General features: G+C 43.2%; 13 protein-coding genes. 2 read left to right on the forward strand and 11 right to left on the reverse strand.

All coding sequences use genetic code 11. From position 1 onward, the window contains the following. Nucleotides 1-30: 30 nt before the first annotated feature. Entirely contained in the window at nt 31-1,044 is a 1,014-nt protein-coding gene (locus tag ABWW58_RS04255) for a SepM family pheromone-processing serine protease (protein WP_353867988.1), read from the reverse strand. 187 nt (nt 1,045-1,231) lie between these two features. Here ABWW58_RS04255 and spoVV point away from each other — a divergent pair, with 187 nt between their 5' ends. After that, the gene (gene spoVV / locus ABWW58_RS04260; protein ID WP_353867989.1) at nt 1,232-2,440 is read left to right on the forward strand and encodes a dipicolinic acid transporter SpoVV; all 1,209 of its coding nucleotides are present in this window, start codon (nt 1,232-1,234) and stop codon (nt 2,438-2,440) included. Here the strand turns inward: spoVV and coaD are convergent. The 10 genes from coaD to cyoE all read right to left on the reverse strand — a co-directional run bounded on the left by coaD (nt 2,429) and on the right by cyoE (nt 9,132). After that, nucleotides 2,429-2,926: a pantetheine-phosphate adenylyltransferase gene (gene coaD, locus ABWW58_RS04265; RefSeq protein ID WP_353867990.1), complete on the reverse strand. Its 498-nt coding sequence runs from the start codon at nt 2,924-2,926 to the stop codon at nt 2,429-2,431. The two genes, spoVV and coaD, sit on opposite strands and share 12 nt — an antisense overlap. After that, a complete protein-coding gene (gene rsmD, locus ABWW58_RS04270; RefSeq protein WP_353867991.1) occupies nt 2,919-3,503 on the reverse strand; it encodes a 16S rRNA (guanine(966)-N(2))-methyltransferase RsmD in 585 nt (194 codons plus the stop codon). The genes coaD and rsmD overlap by 8 nt, the downstream gene beginning before the upstream one ends. 432 nt (nt 3,504-3,935) lie before the next feature. Continuing rightward, nucleotides 3,936-4,208 carry a YlbG family protein gene (locus tag ABWW58_RS04275; protein WP_353867992.1) on the reverse strand — a complete coding sequence of 91 codons (273 nt, stop codon included), beginning with the start codon at nt 4,206-4,208 and terminating at the stop codon, nt 3,936-3,938. A gap of 151 nt (nt 4,209-4,359) precedes the next feature. Beyond that, entirely contained in the window at nt 4,360-4,800 is a 441-nt protein-coding gene (locus ABWW58_RS04280; RefSeq protein WP_353867993.1) for a YlbF/YmcA family competence regulator, read from the reverse strand. A gap of 77 nt (nt 4,801-4,877) precedes the next feature. Beyond that, nucleotides 4,878-5,135, reverse strand: a complete 258-nt coding sequence (locus ABWW58_RS04285) for a YlbE-like family protein (protein WP_093671839.1) — start codon at nt 5,133-5,135, stop codon at nt 4,878-4,880. Between the two features lie 5 nt (nt 5,136-5,140). Beyond that, entirely contained in the window at nt 5,141-5,599 is a 459-nt protein-coding gene (ylbD, locus tag ABWW58_RS04290) for a spore coat protein YlbD (RefSeq protein WP_353867994.1), read from the reverse strand. Between the two features lie 107 nt (nt 5,600-5,706). Further along, the gene (locus ABWW58_RS04295) at nt 5,707-6,765 is read right to left on the reverse strand and encodes a CAP domain-containing protein (RefSeq protein ID WP_353867995.1); all 1,059 of its coding nucleotides are present in this window, start codon (nt 6,763-6,765) and stop codon (nt 5,707-5,709) included. Nucleotides 6,766-6,871: 106 nt separating this feature from the next. Beyond that, nucleotides 6,872-7,408 carry a spore germination YkwD domain-containing protein gene (locus ABWW58_RS04300; RefSeq protein WP_353867996.1) on the reverse strand — a complete coding sequence of 179 codons (537 nt, stop codon included), beginning with the start codon at nt 7,406-7,408 and terminating at the stop codon, nt 6,872-6,874. Between the two features lie 100 nt (nt 7,409-7,508). Then, nucleotides 7,509-8,042 carry a GNAT family N-acetyltransferase gene (locus tag ABWW58_RS04305; RefSeq protein WP_353867997.1) on the reverse strand — a complete coding sequence of 178 codons (534 nt, stop codon included), beginning with the start codon at nt 8,040-8,042 and terminating at the stop codon, nt 7,509-7,511. Nucleotides 8,043-8,205: 163 nt separating this feature from the next. Beyond that, a complete protein-coding gene (cyoE, locus tag ABWW58_RS04310) occupies nt 8,206-9,132 on the reverse strand; it encodes a heme o synthase (protein ID WP_353867998.1) in 927 nt (308 codons plus the stop codon). 334 nt (nt 9,133-9,466) lie between these two features. Here cyoE and ABWW58_RS04315 point away from each other — a divergent pair, with 334 nt between their 5' ends. After that, nucleotides 9,467-10,399 (forward strand): COX15/CtaA family protein, encoded by a 933-nt coding sequence (locus ABWW58_RS04315; protein WP_353867999.1) that lies wholly within the window; start codon nt 9,467-9,469, stop codon nt 10,397-10,399. Nucleotides 10,400-10,430 lie beyond the last annotated feature (31 nt).

Below are 10,430 nucleotides of genomic sequence, written 5' to 3' on the forward strand. Positions count from 1 at the left end.
GTTACATTATTCGCCGCAACAATTCTGCGATTAGTGTTTGAGATAATCAATCGCATCGTCTAATGATTTCACCGATACAATCTTCATTTTTGTTCCAATTTCTTTTGCCGTTTTCTGCGCGGTCTGATCTTCGTGATCGGCAGCAGGCGCGAAGAAGATATCTGCCCCGGATTTGCTTGCACCGACTACTTTCTCAGCAATTCCTCCGATTGGTCCAACTGTTCCGTTCATCTCAATGGTTCCCGTTCCGGCAATATCCCTGCCTTTCGCTAAATTTTGCTTATCTAGCTGATCATAAATCTCCAGGGACATCATCAACCCTGCCGAAGGTCCTCCAATATTTTGTATATCAAATGTAACGCGAGGATGTACATCTACCTTGACATGATTATCCTGATATATGCCAATTCCCCATCCCCTGCCCGAGCCGGCATAGGCTTTCGGAAATTTTGCGGCCTGAACCGTTACCTGTTTCACTTGGCTCTTGCGGAGAAGTGTGAGACGAAAGCGGTCACCCACTTTCTTTTGTTTAATCCATCGGTTCATATCATCAATTGTTGCCACTTTGTGGTTATCCATCCCGATTATCAAATCACCGGTTTTGAGGACATTGCTATTGGGCATGGATTTCATCACACCCAGAATAAGCACACCCTCTTCGAGCAATTGTGGTTTTTTCCCTGCGGCTTTATAGGCGACATACGCGGCAGATTGCTGCGCACTGCTCATGTAATTTTCCTGACGCAGATTGTAATCTTGTTCATCTTCATCAGGCATCTTGACCTGATTTTCTTTTACCAATGTTGTATATTTATTCCCATCATACTTCGCCCATAAATATTGATAGATGTTTGCTTGACCTAAATATATGTAAACAAGTCGATAATTCCCGTCAATTCGCGCAGCACCTCTAACCTTAACCATTCCTGACATTGATACGGCTTTCCCAGGACGTTGCACGTAATATGGAGTTTTATAAAAATTTAAGGCAATTAATAGTACTACAGCTGCAACCAATGCCCACTGAATTAGTTTCTTGCGCAATAACGTTCGCCTCCTTCAGTTAGACCATTATATAAATAAGCTCCGCGTCTAACATTTTTGATTATATGTAAATAACCTTTATTTATTTCAAAATGGCAAGGTGGTCTATCTGCCAGCTTAATGCCGTATAGTGGAAATAACGGACAGGTTTCTACACCCGTGTAAAGATGGTAGGTGAGATGAGTCAATGGATCGTTCAAAAAGCTTAACCTATCTGCTTGCAGCAGGCTCAATTGCGACAGCTTTTCTTATGGTACGCTACCCCAGCGTCGCAGTTGACGGTTCACTAACAGGATTAACCATTTGGTGGAAAAATGTATTTCCCGCTCTATTTCCATTTTTTGTACTTGCCGAACTGATGATTGGGTTCGGTGTTGTCAACTTCGCAGGTGTGCTTATGGAGCCGGCGATGCGTCCACTTTTCCGACTGCCAGGCGTCGGAGGGTTCGTGTTTATTATGGGGCTAGTCTCTGGCTTTCCCGCCGGATCTCGTATTACTGCTGATCTCTATAAAGAAAAGCAAATCACTAAGGCTGAAGCGGAGCGCCTTGCGAGTTTCACAAACTTCAGCAACCCGCTTTTTATCTTTAGCGTAACCGCCGTAGGGTTCTTTCATCAAGCATCGTTGGGAATCATTTTCGCACTTTCACACTACATTGGCAATATCTGTGTCGGTTTGACGATGCGATTCTTAGGCGATAAAAAGAAAAAGACGAAGGGTTCTTCGTCTCGTTTGCTCCTCGTTCATGCATTAAACAGCATGCATCAAGAACGAATTTCACGAAATCAGCCTTTCGGGAAAAAAATGGGTGACGCCGTCATCGCATCTGTAAATACGCTGCTCGCGATCGGCGGCTTCATCGCTTTGTTCTCAATGCTTTACCAACTGCTGGGCAAGATCGGCGTGACAGACCTGCTAAGCAGTGGATTGAGTTCATTTTTTCAAATGATTGGCTTTAATCCCAAGTTAGGGTCAGCTGTAGTTCCAGGATTGTTCGAGCTGACCTTAGGTGATAATAATGTTGCCGGATCAGATTTTGTTCCGCTTATTGAGCGTGTCATTGTTGTCAGCGGCATGCTTGGTTTTTGCGGTTTCTCTATACAAGCCCAGGCAGTAAGCATTCTATCACAAGCCGGTCTTAGTTCGCGGCTGTTTTTGATCGGCCGACTTTTGCAAATGATTTTCTCTTCGATATCTGCTTTTTTTCTTTTTCATCTATTCCAAGCGGGCAATCCGTCCGCTGCACAGGCCGCGTTTGCTATGGGGCAGCCATTTGAGACGCTGACCCGTCATACAGCTTCCATAGGGCCAATGATTACTTTTACCACACTGATCATTTTCATTTTGATCCTACTGAAACGTGTCGGCAAGCGTGATCATCGCTTAAACGGATGATTTCCCGCTGAATTTCTTTTTGAGTGCTGCTTCAACCTGTGCAGGCACAAGCTCATGCACCGTCCCACCGTACATGGCTGCCTCTTTAACCATGCTTGAACTGAGAAAAGAGTAATGATTGCTCGTCATCATAAAACATGTTTCAATTTTTGGATTAAGGCTTTTATTAATCGCCGCAATCTGCAGTTCATACTCAAAATCAGAGATCGCGCGCAATCCTCTTAGAACAACGTTCACTTTTTTCCTTTGAACATAGTCAACCAGTAATCCTTCAAAGGAATCAACTGTCACCGAATCTATGTGGGCGGTGGCTTCTTTTAGCAGTGCCACGCGTTCCTCTACTGAAAAAAGCGGGTTCTTCGATGAATTATTGAGAACAGCAATAATAATATGATCAAAAACGGACAACCCGCGTTGAAGAATATCCAGGTGGCCGTATGTCACCGGATCGAAGCTGCCTGGATAAACCGCAATACGTTCACTCAACCGAATCACTTCCCTGTTCAGGCTGGTAATAGTAGATGGAAACCGCCGTCTGCCCCTGATACGTTCGATATTTATCGCGAAAAAGGCCGCCATCGAACGAATCCGGAAGCATAACCGTTTCCTCATGTTCGGCAACAACTATAGCACGATCGGTAAGCATCTCTTTTTCGAGCAATGTCTTGATGTCTTGTACGATATGCTGCTTTGCATAAGGAGGATCAAGAAACACTAGTTCAAAATGTGATCCGTTCTCATGCAAGTGATCAAGCGCCCGCGATGCCTCTAGTTGAATAACTTTTGCGCGGCTGCCATAGCCGCAAAGATTGATATTCTCGCGGATTGTTTGACATGCGGCGCTCGCCCGGTCTACAAACACAGAAAAGTCCGCACCACGGCTAAGTGCTTCAATACCGAGTCCACCGCTCCCGCCATACAGATCGAGTACCGTTCCGCCATCAAAAAAGGGGCCGATCATATTAAAAATAGTTTCCTTGACTTTATCTGTTGTCGGCCTCGTCATTCTTCCATTGACCGCCTTCAATTTTCGTCCTCTATTTTCTCCCGAGATGACTCTCAATAACCGATCCTCCCTAATAGAGGTATCCAAGTAACGCTCTTTCGAACATCATAACCAAATACAACGCAAAAAAGACTAAACGTTAGACTCCGAACCAACGCGAATACCTTTTATAATTTATATTGACTTTACATGTATAGAGATCAAAAGATTCGTGAATACTAGGCTTTGGCAACATCCTTTTGAGATGTTGGCCCAACCGCGGAGACTTACGTTTCCCCATAAGTTTTCCGCCGGTTTCTCCTCTCCCATTGTCTTGCATCTTTTGATGCGTAAAGACGGCCCGCAGTTTGTCTGCGGGTTTTTTTGCGTAGCGCAACACCTACAATCGGCTGAAATTTCGCCAAGCGAGCTAAACAATCTAACAGATCAGCCTATGGCTAAAGCCTGTCCGTTAGCAAACATGGTTTTTGCCATTTAGAGCATCGTCCGTCAACTGAAAACTTCGTCTTTTTCTTCTGCCTTCGACTTTCCTTTTTCATAAGTCTTTTTTATTTCCTGCAAATGCGACACATCAACAGCTTTAATGAATTTCAGCTTTGAGAGCTGGTTAAGCGTTCCTTCAGTCTGCTCATGATCACAATAGAGGATTGCGTATTTCATCCGTTTCGATATATAGTGCACGTACCCATAACGCCTGAGCACACGCAAATATTTTGTGTTATACATCCATACAATGATTCCATCTCTACGCTGAGCGTCCACCGAACCACACCACCCCTTTAATTCCGTTCTGTCTGTTATATTGGCGAACAAAAATAGAGCCTATTGATGATTGATTAAATGATTTCTATTAATACTCATTTCGAAAAAAATGGTGACATCTAAGACACGGATCAATCACCAAACTTCTGAATCACGAGTGACAGCCGCATTTACCGCCTGAACCGCATCCGGTCCCGCATGAACGCTCAAAAAAAGGATCCCCGTTCGGCACCTTAATTGATTCTGAAACCGCTCGTGCGAGCACCATGCTAAGTTCACCAAGCAGATCACTCAACTGTTTTTCATGTTTTCTATAATCGGCAATTAAAGGATGGGTATCAAGCGCGCGTTTGCATTCCATCATTTCTTTAATTACCGACTTGTAATCAGGATGGTACCTGCCGAAGCGCTGCACTTCGTCGTACCGTTCTCTGACCTGTAAAAACTTACCGATTAATTGCTGTACGTGTTCATCGCGATCAACGCTTTGTTTGCTCGCCATGTACTCAGCATACAGACTTGAATGAACAACCATGGAAGCCAGCTCATCCGCGTCATCTAAAAGAGAGGCGTTTTCTAATGTTCCAATCATCTCATCACCCCCAGTTCTATTAAAATATACAACAAATAATAGCAAAGCGCCATTATTCCAGTTAGTGCAGGCTATAATTAATTGTTCCGTTCTCCTGATTTTTGCTCGCTCATTGCTTGCGCCATCCCAACGAGCATCGACATCATCGTTGCGCGTTGATTAAAGCGGTCAAGGCGTTGGCTGAATGTGCGGCCATAAAAAAGATCCGCCGCTGGTTTAAGACGATTTAACTCCCACGGGGATCTGCTTAATCTACGGTACCATTCCGGATGCATGCGCACAAACAGTTTCTCATCCGGCCGGCGATCCAAGTACTCCTGAATTTCTATTCTCACCTTTTTCAATCCCTTCGAAAGAAAAATGGGTTCTGATTGCGTGGGCCGCCGATTGGTTGCGATGGAGACGATTGTTCCGTTCTATTTTGAGTATCCGGGTTATTTTGTGTGCTCTGATCATTATTTTGACGAAATTGTCCGATGAACGATTGGATGCCTGTTAACGCTCCACTAATCGTCTCTAATCGTTCTTGCCATTGTTTTGTATCAATATTGTCGACTACATTCAACACTTTATTAAATGAGAATGACGAACTTTTTTTTGACTTTTCCGTTGTATCTTGATTTGTTTCCTTAATACCGTATTTTTCCCAAACATCATGAGATTCTCCAAAAATCACCCAGTCATCGAAGACATCATTCCATCTTATGCCGTTCTCATGAACATATTCAACAATTTCAGGATGGCTGCGCAGAAAAACTTTAAACCTCTTGATCGCAGCGCTTGTTTTTTCCTCTGTCAAAAAGACGCACCTCCACTTAACGTTCTACCTGTGATTATCATAATCACGAGTTGGGTTGGATGTGCGTCTCACGCAAAAAAATTCACAATCTGCGGTTCAAATTTCAGTTAGGGCGTCATTGGTTTGACAAAATCCTGCGTATAATAATTTTGATAAGAACCAACCCCAAGTTCGGTAAACTCTTCATTTAATAAATTTTTGCGATGATCGACACTATTTAACCATCCAAGGCTTACAGCGATCGCATCCGGATATTTAGCAGCAATATTCTCTCCGGCAGTCTGAAAATTAATCTGCTCCCTATCCAAACGCACTTTAAGATCACCCGACCATTTGGAATCATGTGAAAAATAGTCTTTAACTTTCATCTCTTTGCTGTGTTGATAAGCAGCCTCATGGGCGTCCTTATTCCATGTCAGCATTTTCTTCGCGAATCGCATGCGAAGAACGTTGCTGATATCAAATATTTCCTGATCTTCTGCTTGGTTCACTGCTGTCCATTCTGCATCTGACAGAGATTGTGCCTCTGGTAACTCACCTTGGTAAGTCATGGAATATGGATGCTGCACTGCCAATACGTCAGATGTCATGTAGCGAACGCCGATTAAGCGATCTGAGAGATGATCAAAATTCAACTGCGCCCAAATTTTTCCGAATTTCATTAAAGGGCGTATCATCATATCTTCTTCATTCAGTTCAAAATCAATTTTTGTCCCGCGATAGTTCATCGAGACTTCATCGGAAATCGGTACCTTTTCATAAATCTTCTGAGATTCTGCGCCAATGGTAAATGGATTGGTTTTCAGTTTCTTACCAAGCGCATAAATGGTTGTGACCCGATTTGTTGTCTCATCAATACCCACCTGTAAATATTTTTCAGTTGCGCTTCCGTAAATAAACCAGCGATAACCAAATTTAGTCGGATCAATACGTTCAGGTTTCCCTAGAGTATTCCGTATCTGTTTCTCCGTCTTTCCCATTAATGTGTGTATACCGCTGTCCGGAACCTTAAATGTCGAATGAGAGGACATTGTCAATGGATGAAACTTATTATCATCTGCTGACCGGCTGCTATTGCCGGAGGGGAAACTGATAAGACTGATTAAGAATGTGCCCGCGAAAACAATCACAGCAATAAAAAAAATGATTATATTCGTTTTTCTCAACCGCTTCTCCCCCCTTTTGAATCGTTACGACTCTCTTCCATTATACCAAGCCTTCCATGGCGCGGATAGATGCCTCTTGTTGCTTTAGTTTCCTAGTCTCCGCGCTCTATTCGCGAGTACTTGTCTCAGTTGATAACAGTACCACCCATACCCTGCCGTTTTTCCCAGAAGCGTAACCTGTACCAATACGACGCGGAGCTTTAATCTTGCCGAGCGATTCTGCTTGATGAGACTTTCGCCAAAGTTCGCTCACGGATTCCGCTTTCTTCTTCGTGTGTACTGTAAACATTTGACTATCGTTTCCCTCATATCCAAGAGAATTCAGCATCTTGCTAATAGTTGCAGGCTGCTCAGAATTTAGTGACGCAATACGTTTCGCTTCGATCCTCGCGACGCGGAATAAGTTCCAGTCTGGATCAAAGCTTTGCGAGCGGCTGCCTTTTCTTTGCTGATTAATTATTTCAAACAGCTCTCTTTCTGACTGCTCAACAGGAGAGAGCTGGCGTTCTGTTTGTAAGTTCGTGTTTTTTTTCGCCGATGCCCGATGCCAAATGCCGGCATAGAGAACAATTCCGGCAACTAAAAAAAATGAGAGAATGATAAGTACTATGCGATTCCTGTTAAACGAGACTGGTAGTTTCATCGAATCGAATTCCTCCTTGACTATCCAGTCCCATCTTAACCAAAACCTTATCTTCATAAACCCGTAAAGTCCTACTCTTTCTTAATACATTTACTGAACTTCAGCATAAAAGTTCCTTAATTCTATTATCTTCTTCATTTTCTTTCAGAATTTTGGCCATGTAAAAACCATCCGTCATCATTCCATCCTTAATAAAAGCAGATTTGCGGATCCCTTCGACTCGATATCCCGAGGCCCCGAATAGAAACAATGCCGGTCGATTATCTAACCCAATACAAGCTTCAATTCTGCGCAACTGATGTGCCAAGGCCCATTTTTCCACGGAATTGAGCATCTTCTTACCGTAACCCTTGCCACGCCAATTTCTGCACAAACCGATGCTGATATGAGCCAGATGCGCCATTTCACGCGATGTATGTCCTTTGAGGACAGCAAACCCGATATCTGCGCTCTCAAACATGCCGATAAAATAAGCGCTTTTGCTTTGCGTTGTCCGATGTAGTTCCGATGCAAGCGTCTCAACACGCCCATTTCCGGGTTCAAAGCCCAGTTCATATGTTTCCGAGTGTATTTCATGATACAGATTAAAAAGTCGCTCCGCTTCTTGCTCATGAATTTCCCTTATCCTCAGCATGACATGCCTCCTCTAACAACAGTCAAGATAAGTGTATGGTTCGTCCTTTGGAGATATGTCAAACATAGTCTCGTCCTCGTTGATACAAAGCGAATGATCGAGACATTTCGTACTAACTAAAGAAAAAGCCAGAGGACTAAATTCCTCGGCTTCTCTTAGTTGATTAATTAAAAAAGGTTGAGATGATCATGATTAAAAACAATAAGGTCATATAGTTTAATGAGTAGACAAACATTATTCTTGCCCACTTGATCGTATCCTTGATTAGCAGTCCATAAATGGCAAGCCCTAGCCAAGTAAAGCTCAATATTAGAGCGCCTGCCATGTATACCGGTCCAATTGAGTAAAGGAGCAGTGAGGTTGGAACAAGTACGGCTACATAGAATATCATTTGCCGTTTCGTAACTTCAAAGCCTGCAATAACCGGTAGCATTGGAATTCCGGCGCGTCTGTACTCCTCCACACGCTTCATTGCGAGCGCTAGGAAGTGTGGTGGCTGCCAAAGAAACAAAACAAGAAACATAATCCATGGGACCGGTGAATTTAGTGAAGGATCGATGGCCGCCCATCCAATGATTGGTGGTACAGCGCCAGCAATACTGCCTACTACAGTGTTCATTGAGTAACTTCTTTTCAACCACATCGTGTAAACAAGAACATACACAAGAAGCCCCAATAAGCCAAATGCCGCTGCAGTAGCTGAAGCCGCCAATAACGAAATCAAACCGGCGACCGATAACGCGAGGCCCATAATCAGCACAGTTTTTCCTCTCATTGTCCCCGTAGCAGAAGGCCGCTCTTGCGTTCGGTTCATTAAAGGATCGATATCCCGATCTATAAAATTATTTAACGAACACCCACCCGCTATAACCAGTGCTGTACCGAGCATGACAAAAAGGACCGGTGTTATCGAAGTCCATAGACTTTCCCCATTGAACGATAAAGCAAGCCAAACGCCGGTAAACGCTGTCATTAAATTAGAATTTACAATTCCAATTTTTACAGTCGTTAATACATCCTGAACGTTTCTTCTCCACGGCGCTGCGGCACTTGATTCTAATACCTGTTCGCTCGATCCGATTCCCCTCATAGGTACAAAGCCTTCTTTCTTAATAGTCGCTATTTATAAATTTTATATTGTAAAGGAAACACTTTTTGCTTCTTAAGCAACGAACCGCTTTTAGCGGTGTTGCACTACAATTCATATTATATATGATCAATCCACATTTGTCTTACGATTAACTCAATGATATTGATCACACAAAAGCCGATTATGTGTTTCATTTTGTGGATATTACGTGTTATTTTTTGCTTATTTAATACAAAATGAGCGAAGTATAAGATAAAAACTTTTTATTCTGCTAAAATAGTGAATGCGGTGCCAGGCATTCAGCAAGACTCAAATCAGAAATCAGGTGATACATATGAAAAACCGTATATTAAAAATTTTAAGCGTCGCCGGCATGCTCTCAGTGCTCATCGTTGTTCTCATGGGCGCACTAGTGACCAATACAGGTTCAGAATATGGCTGCGGAAATAATTGGCCGCTGTGTAACGGTCAAGTCATTCCAACTGCTAAAGCTCATCAAACATGGATTGAGTACAGCCATCGCTTGGTTTCAGGAATCGCCTCCATACTTGTAGTAACGCAAGCTGTTTGGCTATGGATTCGATTCAAGAAAGTATGGTGCGGTCGTTTCCTCGTCGCTGCCTCCGTTTTTTTTATTTTTTTGCAAGCCTTTTTGGGTATGGCTGCTGTCTTGTGGGGACAATCATCAATCGTACTCGCCCTCCATTTCGGAATCTCTCTGTTATCATTCGCCAGCATGGCATTACTCACTTGTCTCGTTTTCGAGGATGCCGACCCGGACCGGCACTTGTTCCGTATTTCAGTGCGGAGACCGATGAAGTGGAATTTCGTATTACTTGGCATCTATTCGTACCTTCTTATTTATTCCGGTGCTTTTGTGCGTCACACAGAGTCAAGTCTTGGGTGTACTGACTTCCCACTTTGCAACGGCCGTCTGCTTCCCGATCCTTTGATCAGCAAAGCCGGCGTAAACTATTTACATCGTGTTCTCGCGTTCATTCTGCTTGTATGGTTGATTGGCACTTTAATTGTTTCAATTAGAAAATATAAAAATGAAGTACAGCTTTCGAATTTGCTTTTTCTGGCACTTATTTCTGTTTCATTGCAAGCAGTATCCGGTATTTTTATTATTACGACAAGGATGAATTTGCTGTTTCTTCTTCTACACGCGCTATTTGTCACCGCCTACTTTGGTATATTAACAATCTTGATTCTTTTTGGTTGGCGCCCTTCTGGGTACAAATCCGAAGCATCACTCCACAGATAATCACTTACTCCCCTATTAGAAAAACCTGTGA

Source organism: Sporolactobacillus caesalpiniae (assembly GCF_040513385.1).
GTDB lineage: Bacteria > Bacillota > Bacilli > Bacillales > Sporolactobacillaceae > Sporolactobacillus.